The 20059-nt window shown below is 64.1% G+C and carries 21 protein-coding genes; 12 read left to right on the forward strand and 9 right to left on the reverse strand.

The features are described from left to right. Positions 1–23 precede the first annotated feature (23 nt). The 3 genes from Q0094_RS09160 to Q0094_RS09170 all read right to left on the reverse strand — a co-directional run bounded on the left by Q0094_RS09160 (position 24) and on the right by Q0094_RS09170 (position 4737). Positions 24–1775 carry a DEAD/DEAH box helicase gene (locus Q0094_RS09160; protein ID WP_297618155.1) on the reverse strand — a complete coding sequence of 584 codons (1752 nt, stop codon included), beginning with the start codon at positions 1773–1775 and terminating at the stop codon, positions 24–26. A gap of 304 nt (positions 1776–2079) precedes the next feature. Beyond that, the gene (locus tag Q0094_RS09165) at positions 2080–3687 is read right to left on the reverse strand and encodes a peptide chain release factor 3 (RefSeq protein ID WP_297618158.1); all 1608 of its coding nucleotides are present in this window, start codon (positions 3685–3687) and stop codon (positions 2080–2082) included. Positions 3688–3732: 45 nt separating this feature from the next. Continuing rightward, a complete protein-coding gene (locus Q0094_RS09170) occupies positions 3733–4737 on the reverse strand; it encodes a Hint domain-containing protein (protein ID WP_297618161.1) in 1005 nt (334 codons plus the stop codon). 122 nt (positions 4738–4859) lie between these two features. On the opposite strand from Q0094_RS09170, the gene Q0094_RS09175 reads away from it, so the two are divergent. The 9 genes from Q0094_RS09175 to Q0094_RS09215 all read left to right on the forward strand — a co-directional run bounded on the left by Q0094_RS09175 (position 4860) and on the right by Q0094_RS09215 (position 12257). Beyond that, on the forward strand, positions 4860–5639 hold the full coding sequence (locus tag Q0094_RS09175) for an SDR family oxidoreductase (RefSeq protein WP_297618165.1): 780 nt from the start codon (positions 4860–4862) through the stop codon (positions 5637–5639). 85 nt (positions 5640–5724) lie between these two features. Next, positions 5725–6807 carry an ABC transporter ATP-binding protein gene (locus Q0094_RS09180; RefSeq protein ID WP_297618168.1) on the forward strand — a complete coding sequence of 361 codons (1083 nt, stop codon included), beginning with the start codon at positions 5725–5727 and terminating at the stop codon, positions 6805–6807. A gap of 127 nt (positions 6808–6934) precedes the next feature. Next, positions 6935–7168 carry a twin-arginine translocase TatA/TatE family subunit gene (locus Q0094_RS09185; protein WP_297618266.1) on the forward strand — a complete coding sequence of 78 codons (234 nt, stop codon included), beginning with the start codon at positions 6935–6937 and terminating at the stop codon, positions 7166–7168. Between the two features lie 59 nt (positions 7169–7227). Then, on the forward strand, positions 7228–7692 hold the full coding sequence (tatB, locus tag Q0094_RS09190) for a Sec-independent protein translocase protein TatB (RefSeq protein WP_297618171.1): 465 nt from the start codon (positions 7228–7230) through the stop codon (positions 7690–7692). After that, entirely contained in the window at positions 7689–8558 is an 870-nt protein-coding gene (tatC, locus tag Q0094_RS09195; protein ID WP_297618174.1) for a twin-arginine translocase subunit TatC, read from the forward strand. Before tatB ends, tatC begins: the two co-directional genes overlap by 4 nt. 4 nt (positions 8559–8562) lie before the next feature. Further along, positions 8563–9402 carry an ATP-binding protein gene (locus Q0094_RS09200; protein WP_297618177.1) on the forward strand — a complete coding sequence of 280 codons (840 nt, stop codon included), beginning with the start codon at positions 8563–8565 and terminating at the stop codon, positions 9400–9402. Positions 9403–9511: 109 nt separating this feature from the next. After that, positions 9512–10645 carry a signal recognition particle-docking protein FtsY gene (ftsY, locus tag Q0094_RS09205; protein ID WP_297618180.1) on the forward strand — a complete coding sequence of 378 codons (1134 nt, stop codon included), beginning with the start codon at positions 9512–9514 and terminating at the stop codon, positions 10643–10645. A 68-nt stretch (positions 10646–10713) separates the two neighbouring features. Further along, on the forward strand, positions 10714–11616 hold the full coding sequence (locus tag Q0094_RS09210; protein ID WP_297618182.1) for an EamA family transporter: 903 nt from the start codon (positions 10714–10716) through the stop codon (positions 11614–11616). 11 nt (positions 11617–11627) lie between these two features. Then, complete coding sequence (locus Q0094_RS09215) at positions 11628–12257, forward strand: inner membrane-spanning protein YciB (RefSeq protein ID WP_297618184.1); 630 nt, start codon at positions 11628–11630, stop codon at positions 12255–12257. Here Q0094_RS09215 and Q0094_RS09220 read toward each other — a convergent pair. Continuing rightward, positions 12211–13083, reverse strand: coding sequence for a pseudouridine synthase (locus tag Q0094_RS09220; protein WP_297618186.1), 873 nt, complete (start codon positions 13081–13083; stop codon positions 12211–12213). The genes Q0094_RS09215 and Q0094_RS09220 overlap by 47 nt on opposite strands. A gap of 53 nt (positions 13084–13136) precedes the next feature. Here Q0094_RS09220 and Q0094_RS09225 point away from each other — a divergent pair, with 53 nt between their 5' ends. Continuing rightward, positions 13137–13586 (forward strand): nucleoside deaminase, encoded by a 450-nt coding sequence (locus Q0094_RS09225; RefSeq protein ID WP_297618188.1) that lies wholly within the window; start codon positions 13137–13139, stop codon positions 13584–13586. On the opposite strand, the gene Q0094_RS09230 is transcribed toward Q0094_RS09225, so the two are convergent. Beyond that, positions 13583–14212 (reverse strand): LysE family translocator, encoded by a 630-nt coding sequence (locus Q0094_RS09230; protein ID WP_297618190.1) that lies wholly within the window; start codon positions 14210–14212, stop codon positions 13583–13585. The two genes, Q0094_RS09225 and Q0094_RS09230, sit on opposite strands and share 4 nt — an antisense overlap. Next, complete coding sequence (locus tag Q0094_RS09235; RefSeq protein ID WP_297618192.1) at positions 14202–15098, reverse strand: S-methyl-5'-thioadenosine phosphorylase; 897 nt, start codon at positions 15096–15098, stop codon at positions 14202–14204. The genes Q0094_RS09230 and Q0094_RS09235 overlap by 11 nt, the downstream gene beginning before the upstream one ends. Before the next feature lie 180 nt (positions 15099–15278). On the opposite strand from Q0094_RS09235, the gene Q0094_RS09240 reads away from it, so the two are divergent. After that, on the forward strand, positions 15279–15812 hold the full coding sequence (locus Q0094_RS09240; protein ID WP_297618195.1) for a hypothetical protein: 534 nt from the start codon (positions 15279–15281) through the stop codon (positions 15810–15812). Between the two features lie 25 nt (positions 15813–15837). Here Q0094_RS09240 and Q0094_RS09245 read toward each other — a convergent pair whose 3' ends face one another. Next, positions 15838–16443, reverse strand: a complete 606-nt coding sequence (locus Q0094_RS09245; protein ID WP_297618198.1) for a flavin reductase family protein — start codon at positions 16441–16443, stop codon at positions 15838–15840. A gap of 83 nt (positions 16444–16526) precedes the next feature. Here Q0094_RS09245 and Q0094_RS09250 point away from each other — a divergent pair, with 83 nt between their 5' ends. Beyond that, complete coding sequence (locus Q0094_RS09250; RefSeq protein WP_297618201.1) at positions 16527–17003, forward strand: GNAT family N-acetyltransferase; 477 nt, start codon at positions 16527–16529, stop codon at positions 17001–17003. Between the two features lie 62 nt (positions 17004–17065). On the opposite strand, the gene Q0094_RS09255 is transcribed toward Q0094_RS09250, so the two are convergent. After that, positions 17066–18679: a GMC family oxidoreductase N-terminal domain-containing protein gene (locus Q0094_RS09255; protein WP_297618204.1), complete on the reverse strand. Its 1614-nt coding sequence runs from the start codon at positions 18677–18679 to the stop codon at positions 17066–17068. Positions 18680–18720: 41 nt separating this feature from the next. Beyond that, positions 18721–19992, reverse strand: coding sequence for a SulP family inorganic anion transporter (locus Q0094_RS09260; RefSeq protein ID WP_366940255.1), 1272 nt, complete (start codon positions 19990–19992; stop codon positions 18721–18723). Positions 19993–20059: the final 67 nt, after the last annotated feature.

Raw genomic sequence — 20059 nt, forward strand, 5'->3', positions numbered from 1 at the left:
GCGCGGCCGCCATCGTTCCGCGATCACGCCGCCGCGTCGGCGGTTTCGGCCGGGGCCACAGCCTCGGCCTTTTTCACGCGCCGCCGCCGCTTGGGCTTGGGGGCGTCGGCGATGTCTTCGGCAATGGTCGCGGGCTGGGTCTGTGTTTCCACGACATCCGTGACAGTGTCGCTGTCTTCATCTTCGGCGACAAAGGGGCGTGGCGGGCCGCCGCGCCGTTCGTCAAAGCTTTTCGCGATGAAATCAGGCAGGTGGTCGCCCATGCCCATGGCGCGATCCCCGCCGTCGTGGCCACGGCCTCGGTTGCGGTCGTCGCGGTTGCGGTCATGGCGGTGGTCGCGCGCGGGTCGGTCAGCGCGGTCTTCGCGCTCGGGCCGCTCGCTGTGCTCGCCACGGGGCGTCTGCTCGCTGCGCTCGGTGCGCGCGGGCCGCTGTGCGGGCTCGACCGGTTCCACGGCGGCCACAGCAGGGGATGCTTCGACGCGGGGGGCGATGGCTGCGGGCTCATCGCGCTTTGCGCCACGCCCACCGCGGCTGCGCCGCGAACGGCTGCGCGGGGCGCTGTCATCCTCGGCGGTGGCGGTGCTGCCGGGGGTGGTGGTGGCAGCGGCGGCGTTGGGGGCCCATGGCGCGTCGGCGCGCGGGATCGGGCCGCCGATCAGCGCCTCGATGGCACCCAGATACTTGTCATCCGACGGCACACCGAGCGAGATTGCCACGCCCGACCGACCCGCGCGGCCCGTGCGGCCGATGCGGTGGATGTAATCTTCGGCATGGCTGGGCAGATCGTAGTTGAACACATGGCTGACGCTGGGAATATCAAGCCCGCGTGCCGCCACATCCGATGCGATCAGGAAGCGCAGCTTGCCTTCGCGGAACCCATCGAGCGTGCGGGTGCGATGCGACTGGTCCAGATCGCCATGGATCGGCTCGGCATCATAGCCGTGTTTCTTGAGCGATTTCGCAACGATATCCACATCCACCTTGCGGTTGCAGAAGATGATCGCATTGGTGCAACGTTCGGCTTCGGCATTGATGGCCGCGCGCAGCATTTCACGCTTTTCGCTGGCCGCGGTTTCGCGGTCGCGGCGCGAGGGACGAAATTCGATCAGCCGCTGTTCGATGGTTTCGGATGCGGTGGCCTGTCGCGCCACTTCGATGCGGGCGGGGTTCGACAGAAAGGTGTTGGTGATCCGTTCGATCTCGGGCGCCATGGTGGCCGAAAAGAACAGCGTCTGCCGGGTAAAGGGCACAAGGCCAAAGATGCGCTCGATATCGGGGATGAAGCCCATGTCGAGCATGCGGTCCGCCTCGTCCACGACCATGATCTTGACGTCGTTCAAGATCAGCTTGCCGCGCTCGAAATGATCCAGAAGCCGCCCCGGCGTGGCGATCAGCACATCGACGCCCTTGTCGATGAGCATGTCTTGCTCCTTGAAGCTGACGCCGCCGATCAACAGCGCCTTGGTCAGCTTTACATGCTGGGCGTAGGTGTCGAAATTCTCGGCCACCTGGGCGGCCAGTTCGCGGGTGGGGCACAGGACCAAGGATCGTGGCATGCGCGCGCGGGCACGGCCGCGGGCCAGGATCGTGATCATCGGCAGCGTGAAGCTGGCCGTCTTGCCGGTGCCGGTCTGGGCAATGCCCAGCACGTCGCGCCCTTCAAGCGCGGGGGGGATGGCGCCGGCCTGAATCGGGGTGGGGGTTTCGTAGCCTGCTTCGGTTACGGCTTTCAGAACCTTGGGATTAAGGTTGAGGTCGGAAAAGCTTGTCATATGCGTCCAGTCTGGCCGGGACAGTCCCGGCATGGGTGAGATGGAGCGCATGGTATCCGGCGCGCTCCGCGGATCGGGTGCACCCCGCGCGGATCGCGAGGCTGTGTTGCACATAGGGTAAAACCCGCGCCGCGTCAAACAAGGGCTGAGGGTCAGGGCCTGAAGGCCCTTGCAAGGTTCGGTCGGACCAACCCTTGCGCCATGCGCCGCAAGGGGCGGCGGGGCGTTTTCGCGCGGGAAAACGCGTTGGGAAAACCCTGGTTTTCCCAAGCGGAAAACGCGCGTTTTCCGCCCCCCTTGACGGCTACACCATCAATTCCTTGGTCGCGGTCAACCTGATCTGCGGGTAATCGCGCGCGACGCGGTCGATGTCCCATTGCAGGCGGGTCAGATAGACCGGGTCGCCGTCATTGTCGGTGGCCATATGCTGCTTGTTGGCCGCGCCAAAGGCCTCGACCGCGTCCTTGGGGCCATGCACCCAGCGCGCCGAGGTGAATTGCGAGCCCTCAAACCGCACGGGCAGGCCGTATTCCAGCTCGATCCGGCTGGCCAGCACCTCGAACTGAAGCTGGCCCACGACGCCCACGATGAACCCTGAGCCGATCAGCGGCTTGAAGACCTTGGCGGCGCCTTCTTCGGCGAATTGCATCAGGGCCTTTTCCATGTGCTTGGCCTTCATCGGATCGCCAGCGCGCGCCGATTGGAGCAATTCCGGCGCAAAGCTGGGGATACCCGTAACCTTGAGCGTCTCGCCCTCGGTCAGCGTGTCGCCGATGCGCAGTTGGCCGTGATTGGGGATGCCGATGATGTCGCCTGCCCATGCCTCTTCGGCCAGTTCCCGGTCGGCGGCCAGAAACAGAACCGGATTCGTGATCGCCATGGGCTTGCCCGCCCGCACATGGTGCAGCTTCATGCCCCGTTCGAAATGCCCCGAAGCCAGCCGCACGAACGCCACGCGGTCGCGGTGCTTGGGGTCCATGTTCGCCTGCACCTTGAACACAAAGCCCGCAACCTTGGTTTCTTCGGGTGCGATCTGGCGCGGCTCGGCGCGCTGGGGCTGGGGGGGTGGGCCGAATTCCCCGATGCCGGCCATCAATTCCTTGACGCCAAAGGAATTGATCGCCGAGCCGAACCAGATCGGCGTCATGGACCCTTCGAGAAAACGGTCATGGTCAAAGGCGGGCAGTAGCGCGTGTACCATTTCAAGATCTTCGCGCAGCTTGGCCAGCAGATCGGCGGGAACATGATGGGCCAGCGCCGGGTCATCGAGCCCGCTGATCTTGATTGATTCCGCAACCTTGTTGCGGTCGGCGCGGTCCATGATCTCCAACCGGTCATGCAAGATGTCATAGGCACCCACGAAATCGCGCCCCTGCCCTATGGGCCAGCTTGCGGGCGTGACGTCGATGGCCAGATTTTCCTGAATCTCGTCGATGATCTCGAAGGTGTCGCGGCTTTCGCGATCCATCTTGTTGCAAAAGGTCAGGATCGGCAGATCGCGCAGGCGGCAGACCTCGAACAGCTTGCGGGTCTGGCTTTCCACGCCCTTGGCCCCGTCGATCACCATGATTGCGGCATCCACGGCGGTCAGCGTGCGATAGGTGTCTTCGGAAAAATCGCTGTGGCCGGGCGTGTCGACCAGATTGAAGCGGTAGCGCCCGAAATCAAAGGACATGGCGGATGCCGAAACCGAGATGCCCCGGTCCTTTTCCATCTGCATGAAATCCGAACGGGTGCGCCGCGCCTCGCCCTTGGCGCGCACCTGGCCCGCCATCTGGATCGCACCGCCAAACAGCAGGAATTTTTCCGTCAGCGTCGTCTTGCCCGCATCGGGATGCGAGATGATGGCGAATGTCCGGCGTCGCGCGATCTCGGGCGGCAGGGCGGGGCGGTTTGAGGGTGTGTCCAACATGACCGCGATATAGCGATGGCCGGGGGCGGGGGCAATCGCCGCGCGTCAGACCCTGATGCCACCACTGGCGCGGGCCAGCCGCTCAACCGCATCGCGGGGATCGTTCAGTGCCCGTTCATCAATCTCAATCGATGGGTCCGCAGGCATGTCGGCGGCATGCCCGCCAAGGGCCGGTTCCATGGGTCCGCGTGCCGGGGTTTCAGACACCCCCCGCAGGCTTTCAACGGCGATGCCTTCGGCAAAGACGATTTCGCGGCGGTCAAACAAGATTTCGTAGCATTCCAGATACCCGCCCTGATCACACAGCACCGTTGTGCCATTCACCAAAAGCTCGGCCTTGATCAAGACCTCGGATCGACCGGTGCGCAATTCGTCGTGGCGTTGCCAGATGAACAGGCGGTCATGCGGGCTGAGCCGCAGATCGCGCGCGGCGTTCAAGGTGCCCGCCGTGATGCATATGGGCGCCGCATCGCCTGTGGCGCGGTGGGTTTTCTGGCCGATCCAGCGGATTGGGCGCGGGCCATGCGCGCGCGTCAGCACCAAGTCGCCCACGCGCAGCGTTTCGACCGGTACAAGCGCGCCGCTGGCCAGCGTCAGGCGGGTGCCGGAAAAAAACCCCACCGGGATGATGTCGTTGAAAGCTTCAGGTGCCGTGGCACGCGCCGAGGCGATCAATTCATATTCCGTGCCCGGCCGCAGGGGGGACAACGGCAACAGATGCAGCGTGGCGTCACCTGCGCCGCTGGTGTGGCGCAAGACCAGAACATCGATGATCGCGCCTGTGCGATCCATCAGATTGTGGCATTCCAGAATCGCTACAGCCTCGCCGGGGTTCCCCACCTCGGAGCCGGGGGCCACGCGCTGGCCGCGATCCGGGTCGTCGAAGATGGCAAGCTGTGCTGTGCGTGCATGCCGCACAAGCCGATAGATATCGCCGGGAATGGCGGCTGCCCCGATGCCGATTGCATGCCCCTGATTGGCCCCGCTCAGCGCCGGAAAGGCGCTCACGGGGTAGGTGGCAAAGCGTAATGTCGGCGGCAACCTGATCATGAAATATCTTTTGGTCAAAATGTTTAACTTTTTGATATGTTGCGCGGCCCCGTCGGTCAAGTCTGGTCGTTATTGCCCCGCGCTGCTAGGACAGCGCCATCACTGCAACAAGGAGGGATTTCATGGATCTTGGGATCGCAGGAAAGCGGGCGCTGGTGTGTGCCTCGTCCAAGGGTCTGGGCCGGGGCTGTGCAGAAGCATTGGCCGAAGCGGGTGTCGATCTGGTGCTCAATGCCCGCGGTGCCGAGGCGTTGGAGGCCACGGCACAAGATATCCGCGCCCGCTACGGTGTGACGGTGACCGCGATTGCGGGGGATATCACCAAGGACGCAGACCGCGCCCGCGTGCTTGATGCCGCTGGCGATATCGACATTCTGGTGACCAATGCGGGTGGCCCGCCGCCCGGCAAGTGGGCGGATTGGACGCGCGATGATTTCATTCGTGCGCTCGATGCCAACATGCTGACCCCCATCGCGCTGATGACCGCCTTGATGCCCGCCATGATCGACCGGGGCTGGGGCAGGGTGGTCAATATCACCTCGCAATCGGTCAAGGCACCGATCCCGCAACTGGGGCTGTCGAATGCGGCGCGCACCGGCTTGACCGGCTATGTCGCGGGCACGGCGCGTCAGGTCGCGGCCTATGGCGTGACGGTGAACAATCTGTTGCCCGGATCGCATGACACGGATCGGGCTGTGGCGTTGGAAAAGGGTGTGGCCACGGCACAGAATGTGTCGCTGGATGAGGCGCGCAAGATCCGCTGCAAATCCATCCCCTCGGGGCGCTATGGCACGATCACCGAATTCGGCGCCACCTGTGCTTTCTTGTGTTCGCAGCATGCGGGCTTTATCGTCGGTCAGAACATTCTTCTGGATGGCGGCCAGACCAGCGCGACCATCTGAAGCGAGGGCTGTGGGCTGGCTTGCCAGCCTGCGGCCCGGCTGTTAGCCCGACTTCCCGGGAGAATTGATCGGAATTCGCGCATCCATGGCACCTACCCCGCGTCTGGAAGTGGACAAGATCACCTGTCGGTTCGACGGGCGCGACGTGGTGCGCGATGTCAGCTTTACCGTGCGCGCGGGCGAGGTCATGTGCCTGTTGGGGCCTTCGGGCTGCGGCAAATCCACCACGCTCCGGGTGATCGCGGGCATCGAGCGTCAGGTGTCGGGCGCCGTGCGCGCCGATGGCGCCACCTTGTCCGATGACAAGATCCACCTGCCCCCCGAGGCGCGGGGCGTCGGGCTGATCTTTCAGGACTTCGCCTTGTTTCCGCATCTGAGCGTCGGCCAGAACGTGGCCTTTGGGCTGAAGGCATCAAGGCCCGATGTCGCGCGCCGGGTGGGGGAATTGCTCGAACGGGTCGATCTGGCCGGCTATGCCGACAAGGCGCCGCACATGTTGTCGGGTGGCGAACAACAGCGCGTGGCCTTGGCGCGCGCGCTCGCGCCGCGGCCGCGCATCATGCTGATGGATGAGCCGTTTTCGGGTCTGGACAACCGTTTGCGCGATGGCATCCGCGACGAAACCCTGCAGCTTTTGAAGGAAGAAGGGACCGCCGTGGTGCTGGTCACCCACGAACCCGAAGAAGCGATGCGCATGGCCGATCAGATCGCGCTGATGCGCGATGGTGTGATCGTGCAAAAGGGCGCACCCTACAACATCTACAACGCCCCCGCCGACAAGGCCGCCGCCGCGTTTTTCAGCGACGTCAATGTGATCCGTGGCACGGTTCAGGGCGCTTTGGTCGACGCCCCATTTGGTCAATTTCTTGCCCCCGGTCACCCCGATGGCACGGCGGTCGAGATCGTTTTTCGCCCCCAGCACGTCAAGATCGACTTTGATCGGGGTGGGCGCGGGCCGAACCCTACCCCGCAAGATGGCACGCCCGCACGTGGCGTGGTCGAGCGCGCGCGCTTCATGGGCCATGAAAGCCTTGTCGAGTTCCGCATGGATTTCGATGGCAGCCTTCTCAAGGCCACGGTGCCTGCGGTGTTCCTGCCCAAGCCCGGTGTGCCACTTTGGCTGACGGTGCGGCGCGACCGCTGCTTTGTCTTCGCGAAAAAGCGCTGATCGGGGTGGCCTGTCATGCGAATTGGGGCTTTGATCTGCCGCGCGGACGACATACCTATGGAATCTGAAAGCCGAAAGCGAGCGGCGCCGCCGGATCATGGGGGCGCGCGGGGTTAGGGAGAAAGACATGCTGAACAACATCGGACCGGCCGGCTTGTTGCTGATCGCCATTGTGGTCCTTGTTCTTTTCGGGCGCGGCAAGATCGCGGGCCTGATGGGCGAGGTCGGCAAGGGCATCACCGCCTTCAAGCGCGGCGTGAAGGATTCGACTGCGGAAATCGAGAATGCCTCGACGCCTGCCGCCGACGATGGAAGCCATGCGCGCGACGTGACGCCCGCCGCTGACCGCGACAAGGCCTGATCGCCACCCCCTTGCCCCGGGTGCCACCGGGGAAAATGCGATTTTGAACAGGGACGCGCATGCCTGATATCGGCTGGATGGAGCTTCTGGTGATCGGCGTTGTTGCGCTGATCGTGGTGGGGCCAAAGGATCTTCCGATGATGTTTCGGAAGTTGGGCCAGTTCACGGGCCGGCTGCGGGGCATGGCGCGCGATTTCCAGCGCGCCATGAATGACGCGGCCGATGAGAGCGGCATGACTGAAATCAACCGCGATATCCGTCGCGCCGCTCAGTATGCCAGCAACCCAAAAAAGGCCGGGATGAGCGCGCTCAAGGAAACGCTGGGCGATGAATTGGACCTTGATCCCACCAAATACGAAGAAGGCAGCGAAACCCGCCGTATCGCCGAAGAAAAGCTGTCCAAGGCCCGAAAGCTGCGCGATGATCTGGATGCGCGCAAATCGGGCAAGGCCGCTCCCGTGGTTGCCGACAGCGCGGTCGATGCCGCGCCAGAACCCGCACCCGTGGACCCAGCGAAATCATGAGTTCCGAAGACCAGATCGAAGACAGCTCGGCCCCCTTGATCGAGCATCTGGCCGAGCTGCGAACCCGGTTGATCCGGGCAGTGATGGCATTTGTGGTGGGCATGGTGGCGATGTTCACCGTGGCCGAGCCGATCCTTGAATTCATCTCGCAGCCTCTGGCCGAGGTGCTGCGCGCGCGGGGCGAAGATGCGCGTCTGATCTTTACCGCCCCGCAGGAAAAATTCTTTGTCCTGATCCGTATTTCGGTCATCATGGGCTTTGCCGTCAGCTTTCCGGTGATTGCGCACCAGCTTTGGCGCTTTGTCGCCCCGGGGCTGTATAAATCCGAAAAGGGCGCGATCTTGCCCTTTCTGATCGCTTCGCCCGCGCTGTTCTTGCTGGGCGCCGCTTTTGCCCATTACCTTGTCACGCCCTTGGCGATGAATTTCTTCATCGGGTTTTCCGATGCGATCCCGGCCTTGGCCAATTTGATCGCGGGCGAGGGCACCTTTGAAAACCCCAGTGCAAGCCCCGATACCGGCATTCAGACCGTGTTCTTGGGCTCTGTGCGTGAAAGCCTTGATCTGGCTTTGAAATTCATCTTTGCCTTTGGGATGTGTTTCCAGCTTCCGGTGTTGCTCACACTGATGGGCAAGGCTGGCCTGGTCACGGCCGAGGGTCTGGCAAATGTGCGCAAATGGGCTGTGGTCGGTATCTTGACGCTGGCCGCCCTTGTCACGCCGCCCGATGTGGTGACGCAGCTGATCTTGTTCACGGCTGTCTATGGGCTTTACGAAATCTCGATTGTCCTGGTGCGCCTTGTCGAACGCGCGCGCGTCCGCCGCATGCGCGCCGAAGGCATCCTCGACGAAACCGAAGAGCTTTGATCCCATGACCGATGATTTTCTGGCCCGCATCGCCGGGGCGCTGGAACGCATGGCGCCGCCGCCTGCCGCTACCCCCGATTGGCATGGGGCCACGGCTTTTGTCTGGCATGCCTCACCTGATCATCTGGCTCCTGTGCCACGGGTCAACCGGGTCGATCTGACGCTTCTGCATGGCATCGACCGGGCGCGTGACACGCTTTTGGCCAACACCGCGCAATTTGCACGCGGGCTGCCCGCCAATAACGCGCTTTTGTGGGGCGCGCGGGGGATGGGAAAATCCTCGCTCGTCAAATCCGTGCATGCTGCCTGTCTGGGTGCTGCGCCTGACCTGAAGCTGGTCGAGGTTCAGCGCGAGGATTTGCCGTCGATCGGGCGGCTTTTGACGCTGCTGCGCGCCGCCCCCGTGCGGGTGATCTTGTTTTGCGACGATCTGTCCTTTTCGCATGACGACCAGCATTACAAGTCGCTCAAGGCCGTTCTGGATGGCGGGGTCGAGGGGCGGCCCGAGAATGTGCTGTTTTACGCCACTTCGAACCGCCGCCACCTGATGCCGCGTGACATGATCGAAAATGAACGCTCCAGCGCCATCAACCCGTCGGAAGCGGTCGAGGAAAAGGTATCGCTGAGCGACCGCTTCGGGCTTTGGCTGGGGTTCCACCCCTGCACACAGGACGAATACCTCACCATGATCCGGGGCTATTGCGCGGTCTATGGTGTCGATGTGCCTGACAGCCGCCTGATTGCCGAGGCCATCGAATGGCAGGCCACGCGCGGGTCGCGGTCGGGCCGGGTGGCATGGCAATTTTTCTGCGATCTGGCCGGGCGCGAAGGGGTCGTTGTCTGATCCTGGCGTGCCGGGCATGCAGCCCGGGCGAAACCATGGGCTTTCTTTCCCCCCTTGTGCATATTAGGTGAAAGCGTCCCGTCAGCCACCGCGAAAGGCCCGTCTTCCCATGTCCTTTTTCAAGAAGCTGAAGGACCGGATGTTCAAATCCGCCTCCAAGATCGATGAGGGGTTGGAGGCGATCATCGAGGACGGGGCAGCAGAACCCGAGGCGTCAAACCTCACGGCCGCGCCCGATCCCGTGCTGGCACCCGTGCCCCAAGGCGCCCCTGCGGTCGAACCAGCGCGCCCCGACCCGTCGCCCATGCCCAAAGCGACACTGGACAACCCGATCGCCCCGCTATCGGCCCCACAGCCACCGGTGACCAAGCCCGGTCTGATCGGCCGGCTCATGGGCCGCACCGTCGAGCCGCGCCGTGCGCTTGATGACGACATGCTCGAACAGCTGGAGGAAGTGCTGATCGCCGCCGACATGGGGGTCGACACCGCCCTGCGCGTGACCGCCAACATGGCCGAAGGCCGTTATGGCAAGATGATGTCTGTCAGCGATATCAAGGGGTTGCTTGCCCAAGAGATCACCCGCGTGATGGAACCCGTGGCCCGCCCGCTGCCGATCTATCCCAAAAAGCCACAGGTGGTTCTGATCGTCGGCGTGAATGGGTCGGGCAAGACCACCACCATCGGCAAACTGGCCAGCCAGTTCAAGGCGGCGGGCAAATCCGTGGTGATCGCCGCAGGCGATACCTTTCGCGCCGCCGCCGTGGAACAGTTGCAGATTTGGGGCGATCGCGCCGGTGTGCCGGTGCTGACCGCGCCCGAAGGGTCGGACCCTGCCGCGCTGGCCTATGACGCGATGGTCAGGGCCGAGGCCGACGGCGTCGATCTGCTGATGATCGACACGGCCGGCCGTTTGCAAAACCGCGCCGATCTGATGGAGGAATTGGCCAAGATCGTGCGCGTGATCCGCAAGCGCGATCCTGATGCACCGCACAACACGTTGTTGGTGCTGGATGCCACCACCGGTCAAAACGCGTTGAATCAGGTCGAGATGTTCCAGAAAATGGCGGATGTCTCTGGTCTTGTGATGACCAAGCTTGATGGCACGGCCAAGGGCGGTGTTCTTGTGGCCTTGGCGGACCGGTTCGGCCTGCCGATCCATGCCATCGGCGTTGGCGAGCAGATTGACGATTTGCAACCTTTCGACCCCGAGGATTTCGCAAAAGCGCTGGTTGGAATTGCATGAATACGACATTCATCCACAGCCCCTGTGAATAGATTGCTCGCCTTTACCCTATGCCTGGCGCTGCGCCCGTGAGCGCGTGGATCACCGCCATCGAAGGCACCGAGGTGGCGGGCCGCGTGGCGCTGGTTCTGGCCCTGATGGCGGCGGTTTTGCACGCGGTCTTTGGCGCGCTGCAAAAAGGGCGGCACGATCCGCTTTTGGCGCGTGGCGTGATTGATGCCTTCTATTGCCTTATGGCCATGCCCTTTGCGCTGTTCGTCGTGCCATGGCCCGAGCCGCACATGTGGCCGATCTTTGCCGGGGCCTTTGTCATTCATGTGTTCTACAAATGGTCCACGCTCGCCGCCTATCGCCGGGGGGCCTATACTGTGGTCTATCCGGTGATGCGCGGCACGGGGCCGCTTTTCGCGATCATCGGCGCCTATCTCCTGTTCGGCGAGACCTTTGCGCCCCTGCAATGGCTGGGCGTGGCGGTGCTTTTGGCCGGGCTTTACGGGCTGGCCGCCTATAACATGGCCCATGTCACGCTTGATCGCGACAGGCTGGTGCCGGCGCTGGGCTTTGCGCTGCTGACGGGGCTGTTCGTGGCGCTTTACACCACCTATGACGCCTATGGCATCCGGGCGACGGCTGATCCCTTTACCTTTCTGGCGTGGTTCTTCTTCATCGATGGCTTGCTGTTTCCGGTCCTGGCGGTGCGCTTTTATCGCCGCCTGCCCGACCGCCCGCCGTCAGGGCCCTTGATCGCGCGGGGCCTGTTCGGGGCGCTGGTGGCATTTGCAAGCTTTGGCTCGATCATGCTGGCCACGCGGCTGGACAATGTGGGCGAGGCGGCGGTCTTGCGCGAAACGTCGACTGTTTTCGCAGCGCTCATCGGTTGGCTTTTCCTTGGCGAGCGGGTGGGGCCGCGCCGTTTGGCGCTGATGGGGTTGATCGCGGCGGGCGCGGTGATAGTTGAGTTGGGCGGATGACAGGAGCGCAGATGCAGCACAAACCCATCAACCCATGGCTCAGACAGGCGCTGGAACTTGGCCCCCCGATCTTGTTCTTCATCGCCTACATGCGGTTTCAGGACACCAGCCTGACCATCGGCGGGCGCGATTATGACGGCTTTATCCTTGTGACCGCCGGCTTTGTGCCGCTGCTTTTGGCGACCATCGCGATCTTGTGGAAGCTGACGGGCCGCATCAGCCGGATACAGGTCTTTACCGCCGTGATGGTGATCGTCTTTGGCGGGCTGACGGTCTGGCTGAATGACGAGCGGTTCTTCAAGATGAAAACCACGCTGGTCTATGGCTTTTTCGCCGTGACACTGGGGATCGGGCTGCTCAGGGGGCGGGGCTGGCTCAAGGTCTTGATGGGCGAGATGCTGCCCATGTCCGATCGCGGGTGGCTGATCTTGTCGCGCCGGATCGCGGCCGTGTTCGCGCTGATGGCGCTGGCCAATGAAATTGCATGGCGCACGCAAACGACCGAATTCTGGGTGACCTTCGAGACCTTTGCGCTGCCCGCCTTCTTGTTTCTTGCCTTCATGGCGCAATCGAAACTGATCGAGCGCGAAAGCCTCAGCGCGGGCGGCGCGGGGCCGAATTCTGGGGACGGGACGGCTTAGCCGGGCGGCCCGGCGCCCGCTCGGGGCCGTCGCTGCGCGGTGGCCCCGGTTTCTTGCGCAGCGGGCGTTTGGGTTTTTCCTTGGCGACCGCATGGCCTTCGACGGCGGCCTCAAGGCCCAGCTGGTCGCGCAGCACGCGGGGTTTGATTTCCTCGACCGCGCCCGCCTTGAGCTCGCCCAGGCGGAACGGACCATAGGAAACACGGATCAGCCGGTTCACCTCAAGGCCGATCTCGGCCATGGCGCGGCGGATTTCGCGGTTCTTGCCTTCACGGATGCCCACGGTCAGCCATGCATTGGCGCCCTGCTGGCGGTCAAGACTGGCTTCCATGGCCTGAAAGCGTTCACCCTCGATCACGATCCCTTTGCGCAGCGGCGCCAGATCGGCGTCGACCGGCGTGCCCTTTACCCGCACACGGTATTTGCGCAGCCATCCGGTGGCGGGCAATTCCAGCTTGCGCTTCAATTCACCGTCATTGGTCAACAGCAGCAACCCTTCGGATGTCAGGTCAAGCCGCCCCACGCTCATCACGCGCGGCATGTCCTCGGGCAGCTTGTCAAACACCGTCTCGCGGCCTTTTTCGTCCCTGGCGCTGGTCACCAGCCCGCTGGGCTTGTGGTAAAGCCACAGCCGCGGCCGTTCGGCATCGCGCAGCGGCGCGCCATCCACAGTGATCTTGTCGGCCGGCCCCACATTCAGCGCGGGGCTGTCGATGATCTTGCCGTTCACGCCAACGCGGCCCGCCTCGATCATGCGCTCCGCCTCCCGGCGGGAGGCAACCCCGGCACGGCTGAGGCGTTTGGCGATGCGCTCTGTCTCACTCATGCCTGTCGCATAGCGGTTTGACAGCGCAAGCGAAAGGCACGATCACGGGGGCCATGACGGGTTTCCTTTCTTTCATGGATGCAGCACTGGAGGAGGCGCGCGCCGCCGCCGCCGCAGGCGAGGTGCCGGTGGGCGCGGTGGTGGTGCGCGAGGGCCGCATCATCGCGCGCGCGCGCAACCGCATGCGCGAATGGATCGATCCCACAGCCCATGCCGAGATGCTGGCGATCCGGGCTGCCTGTCGGGCGCTGGGGTCCGAGCGGCTGACGGGCTGCGATCTGTGGGTGACGCTGGAACCTTGCCCGGCCTGTGCGGGGGCGATTGCCGCGGCGCGCATTGCGCGGCTCTATTACGGGGCCGCCGATCCGAAATCGGGCGGTGTGGCCCAGGGTCCGCGGGTGTTCGACCATCCTCAGGCCCATCATGCCCCCGAGATCTATGGCGGCATCGCCGAGGCCGAGGCGGCCCTGCTGCTCAAGACCTTCTTTGCGGCCCGCCGCTAGGGACCGACCCGGCTGACGGTGGCCGTCAACATTCCCATCCCGATCAAGCTGATGCCGCCCATGCGCGCGATCCATGGCAAAACTGATGGTCGCAGCAAGCGCATGCGCAACGTATCGGCCAATAGGGTATAGCCCAGAACATTGATCACGGCCAAGGTGACATAGCTTGGCACCATCACGGAGGCCTGCGTCAGATAGGAGCGCATGGGATCAAGGAATTGGGGCACGAACGCGATGAAAAAGGCGATGGATTTGGGGTTCAGGGCGGTCACTGCCACGCCATGGGCAAAGCCACGCCGCAAATCGACGCCACCCGCGGCCGGCAATGCCAAACTCGCCTTGGGCGCGCTCAGGATCAGCCGCAGGCCAAGCCAGACCAGATAGGCCACCCCCACCCATTTCAGCACGGTGAACAGCGCGGCTGACCCAAGCACAACCGCGCCCAATCCCCCCAATGTGGCGCTAAAGGTGACAAAGCCGCCCAGAACCGCGCCCGCGCCCGTTGCCAGCGCCACCCGCCGCCCCTGTGACAGCGCGATTGACAGCACCAAAAGCACCGTCGGCCCCGGCAAGATCAGGATCGCGGTCGAAGCCAGCAAAAACCCCAACCATGTCTCAAGCGCCATGATGCCCTTTGGATGGGGCAAGTACCCGGCCCGCGATGGCAGACAGCCGGGCCAGCATCGCGGGGTCGCGCGCCTCGGGCGCGGTCAGGATCGCATGGTCGAGCGCGCGGTCGCAGCCATGCGGACAGGGCGTGCGGACATCCCCCAGCAGCCCGGGCAGATGCGCCACCATCGCGCGCGCCTTGTCGGCGTTGCCTGTCAGCACGCGGATGATGTCGGTGATCTCGACGCTGCCATGATCGGGGTGCCAACTGTCGTAATCGGTGATCATCGCGACTGAGGCATAGCACAGCTCGGCCTCGCGGGCGAGCTTGGCCTCGGGCATGTTGGTCATGCCGATCACGTCACAGCCCCAGACATCGCGGTACAGCCGCGATTCGGCCGCGCTTGAAAACTGCGGCCCTTCCATCGCCAGATAGGTGCCGCCCTCATGCACGGTGATCCCCTGTGCGCGCGCCGCGCTGGCACAGGCCGCGCCCAATCGGGGGCATGTCGGATGGGCCACCGACACATGGGCCACCAGACCCGGTCCGAAAAAGGATTTCTCGCGCGCAAAGGTGCGGTCGATGAACTGGTCCACGATCACGAAATCGCCCGGCGCCATCTCTGCGCGAAACGAACCACAGGCCGAGACGCTGATCACATCGGTCACGCCCAGACGCTTGAGCGCGTCGATATTGGCGCGGTAGGGCACCGATGTCGGCGAATGCACATGACCCCGCCCATGCCGTGGCAAAAAGGCCATCGCCACCCCCCCAAGACGCCCGGTCAGGATCGCATCCGAGGGCGCGCCAAAGGGGCTGTCGACCGTGACCCAAGCCGCATCTTCCAGCCCGTCGATCTGATAGACCCCCGAGCCGCCGATCACCCCGATCCTTGTGTCCATCTGGCTAACCCCTGTTCGATCCCGACCAGCACATGTTCAAGCACCATCACAAGCACAAGCACGCAGCCCGCTTTCTTGCAAGCATCCCCTAGTTTTATTCGCAAACGACCCTATCTTTTCGGAGAAGCTTGAACTGTGACCGCGTCGGACCGGGGCGCATCGATCGGAAGGATCAATCGTATGCGTACGGTCATCTTGGTGTATTCGCGCGGTGGGCGCAGTCTGGCCACCGCACGCGCCTTGTCGGCGCGCTGTGGTGCCGAGATCAGACAGATCTTGTGCCCGCGCTATGACGGACGGCTTGGATGGTTTCGCGCATGGGCCGATCTGTTCACCGGCCACAGCCCCGATATCACCGTGACGCCCGATATCGGCCCTGCGGATCTGTTGATCCTGGGCGGTCCGATCTGGGCGGGCCGTCTTGCGGCACCCTTGCGAAAGGCCATGGAGCAGGCCGATCGCCTGCCCCCGGTGGTGGGCGTTTTCGTCACACGGATGCGCGATGGATCGACCCTGATGCTCGATGCCGATCTGAGGCATTTGTCGCAATCAGGCATCAGTCCCGAAACGCGCCTGCCGCTTTTGTCGCTGTTGCGCGGTGATGCAACGGCCGATCTTGCGCGCAAGGCGATGGACAGGTTTTGCGCCACGCTGGCCCCGCTTTTGTCCCGCCGCCCCTTGCCCGCCTTGACGCTGTCGTTCCGCGCCGCCTGATCGGGTGCAGGCTGTGGCCTGCGCCTTATTCGCCGGGGCGATCGAGCGTAAAGCTTTCGCGGATGACGGCGTAATCGCGGTATCCCAGCCGGGCAAGCAAGCTGAAACGGGTCACATCAAACACGCCGTCGATCACGCAATCATCGCGCAGATGTATGCCCATCACCTCGCCGAAGACGGCGAAATTGGCGGCACCTTGCAGCGTGACGATCTGGGTCACCCGGCATTCCAAAGCGGCCGGCGCACCCGCCACGCGCGAACAGGGAATGGTTTCGCACGCCACCCGATCGATGCCGGCATGGGCGAATTCATCCGTCTCGCGCGGCCAAGGGCCCGAGGTCTGGTTCATCGCGTCACGCATGGCATATTCGACGACATTGACGCAAAACACACCGGTTTCCCGAATATTGGCAACGCTGTCCTTGGTATCGCCCCGGTCCGGTTTGGCGCTGGTCGAGGCAAACATCACCTGTGGTGGCACATAGGCTACGGCGTTGAAAAACGAATATGGCGCCAGATTTTCCGCCCCATCCGCGCCCCGCGTGGCGATCCAGCCGATCGGCCGGGGCGCCACGATGGCGTTGAACGGGTTATGGGCCAGACCATGGCCATCCTGGGGGCGGTAGAACATGCAAGCCTTCCTTCCACGTATTTGTGCCAGACCTAGCGGCGTGATAGGGGCGATGCCAGAGCTTTGGGGCAGAAATCGCGCGCATGTATCGGCTGAGCCAAGAGACACCGGAGGACCGCTGGGAGGTCGAGGCGCTGTATGACCTGTGCTTTGCACCGGGGCGCACGGCGCTGTCTTCCTATCGGCTGCGCGAAGGGGTGCCGCCGGTGGCGCGTCTGTGCCTTGTCGCGCGCGATCCCGATGGTGTTCTGGCGGGCGCGATCCGGTTCTGGCCGGTGCGCGTGGGCCGGGCCGAGGCGTTGCTTTTGGGCCCTGTGGCCGTGCATCCCACCCGTCAGGGCGAAGGTCTGGGTGGCTTGCTGATGCATGAGGGCATGATGCGCGCCGCCGAGGATCGGTGGCCGCGCATCTTGCTGGTGGGAGATGCGCCCTATTATAGCCGCTTTGGTTTTGCCAAGCTCGAAGGGGTCGAGATGCCACCGCCCACCAACCCCGACCGCGTTCTGGGTGTGGGCGATTGGGCGGGCGTGCGGGGCAAGGTGAAACGCTGGGCCCGATAGGCAAGTTTTCCGGGGCGAAAAACCCGGGTTTTTCGCACGGCAAAACAGGGGTTTTGCCGGCGCTAGCCCCGCAGCCGCGCGCCGATCATCTCGGCTGCTTTTTCCGCGATCATCGTCACGGGGGCGTGGGTGTTGCCGCTGGTGATCATCGGCATGACCGACGCATCGGCAATGGACAATCCGCCGATCCCGCGCACCGTCAAATCCGGGCGGACCACGGCGGCCTCATCGGTGCCCATGCGCGCGGTCGACACGGGGTGAAAGATCGTGGTCGCGATATCGCCTGCCGCCTTCAACAGCGCCTCTGGCCCATCGACCTGAGGGCCGGGCTTGATCTCGACGGGCTGGAATTCGGCCATCCGCCGCGTGGCCATCAGCGCACGGGCATGGCGGATCGATGCGACCGCCACACGCTGATCGGCGGGCGCAGACAGATAGCCCGGCCGGATCGCGGGGGCGGCGCCCGCGTCAGCGCTGGTGACATGCACCGACCCCCGGCTTTCGGGGCGCAGATTGCACACCGAAACGGTCAGCGCCGGAAAGCGGTGCAGCGGCTGGCCAAAGGCATCAAGCGACAGCGGCTGGACATGATATTCGATATTGGGCGTCTCATGGTCCGGGCTGGAGCGGGTGAAGATGCCCAGTTGCGAGGGCGCCATCGCCAAAGGGCCCGAACGGTTCAGCGCATAATCAAGCCCGATCCTGAGCCGGCCAAGGGGGCTGGCATACCAGTCATTGAGGGTGCGCGCGCCCGTGATGCGGAAAATCGTGCGGATCTGCAGGTGATCGGACAGGTTTTCGCCCACGCCACGGCTGTCTTGCAGCATGTCTATGCCCAAGGGCTTGAGGATTTCGGCGCGGCCGATCCCGGACAACTCAAGGATCTTGGGCGTGCCGATGGCACCCGCCGACAGCACCACCTCGCCGCGCGCACGCGCATGATGGGCGGCGCCGTCCTGGCGAAAGATCACCCCGGTTGCGCGCTTGCCATCGAATGACAGGCGCATCACCTCGGCCCCGGTCACGATCCGCAGGTTCGGCCGCTTGCGCGCAGGGTCCAGAAAGGCGCGGCGCGCATTCCAGCGCAGACCGCGTTTCTGGTTCACCTCGAAATAGCCCGCGCCTTCATTGTCTCCGCGGTTGAAATCATCGCTGCGCGGGATGCCCAGTTCGCCCGCCGCCTCGGCCACGGCATCAAGAATGGGCCAGGCCAGTCGCTGGCGTTCCACCCGCAATTCGCCATCTGCGCCATGGTCGGCATCCGCCCCGCCATGATAACGCTCCGAGCGTTTGAAATAGGGAAGAACATCATCCCAGCCCCAGCCGATGTTGCCCATCTGGCGCCACAGATCATAATCACGGGCCTGTCCGCGCATGTAGATCATGCCGTTGATCGAGGAACAGCCCCCCAGCACGCGGCCGCGCGGATAGTTCAGGGCGCGCCCGTTCAGCCCCGGCTCGGCCTCGGTCTTGAGGCACCAATCCAGACTGGGATCGCCCATGGCATAAAGATAGCCCACCGGCACATGCACCCACAGCCGGTTGTCGCTGCCGCCCGCCTCAAGCAGGAGGACCTTGCGCCCGGGGTCGGCCGACAGCCGGTTGGCCAGCACGCAGCCCGCCGAACCCGCGCCGACGATGACCACATCCCATTCCCCGAAATCTTGCGTCAGCATGACCGTCCCCCGCAGGGCGCTTCCCCGTACCGCTCTTACCCCTAGCGCTCGGGCGGCGTCCAGTCTGCCGGTGGCACGTTGCGGCGGTGCAGCCTGAGCGCAAGCCCCAGCGCCACACCCACGCCGATGGCGACCGTCAGATCGGCCAGCACCGTCAGCAGCATGGTCAGCACCAGAAGCAACCGGTCCGACACCCGCCCCGTGGTCAGTTGCGCGCGCCAATGCTGGGGTTCCGACATGTTCCAGGCCGTGACAAGCAAAAGCCCCGCCAGCGCGGGCATGGCAAGATGACCCGCAAGGGGTGCTGCCAGCATCATCACCGCAAGAATGATCCCCGCATGAAAGACACCCGCCAAAGGCGTGCGCCCGCCCGCGCGCATATTGGTCGCGGTGCGCGCGATGGCGCCGGTCGCAGGCAGTCCCCCCATCAGTGCCGATCCAAGGTTCGCCACCCCTTGCGCCAGAATCTCGGCATTGGGGCGATGGCGACCGCCGACCATGCGGTCAGCGACCATGGCCGACAGCAAGGATTCGATCCCGGCAAGAAAGGCGATGATCAGCGCCGACGGCAAAAGATCGACCAGGCGCGCCAGCGTGATCTCGGGCAAGCGGGGCAGGGGAAGGCGATCTGGCAACGCACCAAAGCGCGTGCCAAGCGTATCGACCGGCAGGTGCAAAAGCATGACCGCCGCCGAAACCGACCCCACCGCCACGATCAGGCCCGGAAAGCGCGGAAACAAGCGGCGCAACGCCACAATCCCCAAGACCGCGCCAAGGCCTGTGGCAAAGCTGGGCCAGTCAAAGCTTGCCCGTGCCGCCCAGATCGCGGGAATGCGTTCCAGCGCATCGGCGGGCGTGCCCTGTGGCAGGGTGATCCCCATCGCGTCGGGCAACTGGCTAAGACCGATGATTGCCGCGATCCCGATGGTAAAGCCGTTGATGACAGGTTCGGGCACCAAACGCATCAGGCTGCCCGCCCGCATCACACCCGCCACGACAAGGATGGCCCCCGCCATGAACATGGCCAGCACCAACCCGTCAAAGCCATGGGTCGCAATCACGCCATGAACCACAACGATGAACGCGCCCGTGGGGCCGCCGATCTGCACCCGGCTGCCACCCAAGGCCGAAATCAGAAACCCCGCCACAATCGCGGTCACAAGCCCGGTTTCAGGTGCAGCACCCGAGGCAATGGCGATGGCAAGGCTGAGCGGCAGGGCCACCATCGCAACGGTCACCCCGGCGACAAGGTCGGCCAGCACGCTTCTGGGCGTGCTTTGGGGCAACGTGGTCAGGATCTTGGGCGTCAGCATCGGGCACGTCTGGCGGCCATGCCATCAGAGCCGTCCTCTGACATCGCATGCGCCATAGGCAGTCTTG

The organism is uncultured Roseicyclus sp. (genome assembly GCF_937892565.1).
Classification (GTDB): Bacteria; Pseudomonadota; Alphaproteobacteria; order Rhodobacterales; family Rhodobacteraceae; genus Roseicyclus.

Bases quoted from the DNA above. Each gene is read 5' to 3' on its own strand.
- Q0094_RS09160 (WP_297618155.1), bottom strand. From the start codon at position 1,775: ATGACAAGCTTTTCCGACCTCAACCTTAATCCCAAGGTTCTGAAAGCC.
- Q0094_RS09165 (WP_297618158.1), bottom strand. From the start codon at position 3,687: ATGTTGGACACACCCTCAAACCGCCCCGCCCTGCCGCCCGAGATCGCG.
- Q0094_RS09170 (WP_297618161.1), bottom strand. From the start codon at position 4,737: ATGATCAGGTTGCCGCCGACATTACGCTTTGCCACCTACCCCGTGAGC.
- Q0094_RS09175 (WP_297618165.1), top strand. From the start codon at position 4,860: ATGGATCTTGGGATCGCAGGAAAGCGGGCGCTGGTGTGTGCCTCGTCC.
- Q0094_RS09180 (WP_297618168.1), top strand. From the start codon at position 5,725: ATGGCACCTACCCCGCGTCTGGAAGTGGACAAGATCACCTGTCGGTTC.
- Q0094_RS09185 (WP_297618266.1), top strand. From the start codon at position 6,935: ATGCTGAACAACATCGGACCGGCCGGCTTGTTGCTGATCGCCATTGTG.
- tatB (WP_297618171.1), top strand. From the start codon at position 7,228: ATGCCTGATATCGGCTGGATGGAGCTTCTGGTGATCGGCGTTGTTGCG.
- tatC (WP_297618174.1), top strand. From the start codon at position 7,689: ATGAGTTCCGAAGACCAGATCGAAGACAGCTCGGCCCCCTTGATCGAG.
- Q0094_RS09200 (WP_297618177.1), top strand. From the start codon at position 8,563: ATGACCGATGATTTTCTGGCCCGCATCGCCGGGGCGCTGGAACGCATG.
- ftsY (WP_297618180.1), top strand. From the start codon at position 9,512: ATGTCCTTTTTCAAGAAGCTGAAGGACCGGATGTTCAAATCCGCCTCC.
- Q0094_RS09215 (WP_297618184.1), top strand. From the start codon at position 11,628: ATGCAGCACAAACCCATCAACCCATGGCTCAGACAGGCGCTGGAACTT.
- Q0094_RS09220 (WP_297618186.1), bottom strand. From the start codon at position 13,083: ATGAGTGAGACAGAGCGCATCGCCAAACGCCTCAGCCGTGCCGGGGTT.
- Q0094_RS09225 (WP_297618188.1), top strand. From the start codon at position 13,137: ATGACGGGTTTCCTTTCTTTCATGGATGCAGCACTGGAGGAGGCGCGC.
- Q0094_RS09230 (WP_297618190.1), bottom strand. From the start codon at position 14,212: ATGGCGCTTGAGACATGGTTGGGGTTTTTGCTGGCTTCGACCGCGATC.
- Q0094_RS09235 (WP_297618192.1), bottom strand. From the start codon at position 15,098: ATGGACACAAGGATCGGGGTGATCGGCGGCTCGGGGGTCTATCAGATC.
- Q0094_RS09240 (WP_297618195.1), top strand. From the start codon at position 15,279: ATGCGTACGGTCATCTTGGTGTATTCGCGCGGTGGGCGCAGTCTGGCC.
- Q0094_RS09245 (WP_297618198.1), bottom strand. From the start codon at position 16,443: ATGTTCTACCGCCCCCAGGATGGCCATGGTCTGGCCCATAACCCGTTC.
- Q0094_RS09250 (WP_297618201.1), top strand. From the start codon at position 16,527: ATGTATCGGCTGAGCCAAGAGACACCGGAGGACCGCTGGGAGGTCGAG.
- Q0094_RS09255 (WP_297618204.1), bottom strand. From the start codon at position 18,679: ATGCTGACGCAAGATTTCGGGGAATGGGATGTGGTCATCGTCGGCGCG.
- Q0094_RS09260 (WP_366940255.1), bottom strand. From the start codon at position 19,992: ATGCTGACGCCCAAGATCCTGACCACGTTGCCCCAAAGCACGCCCAGA.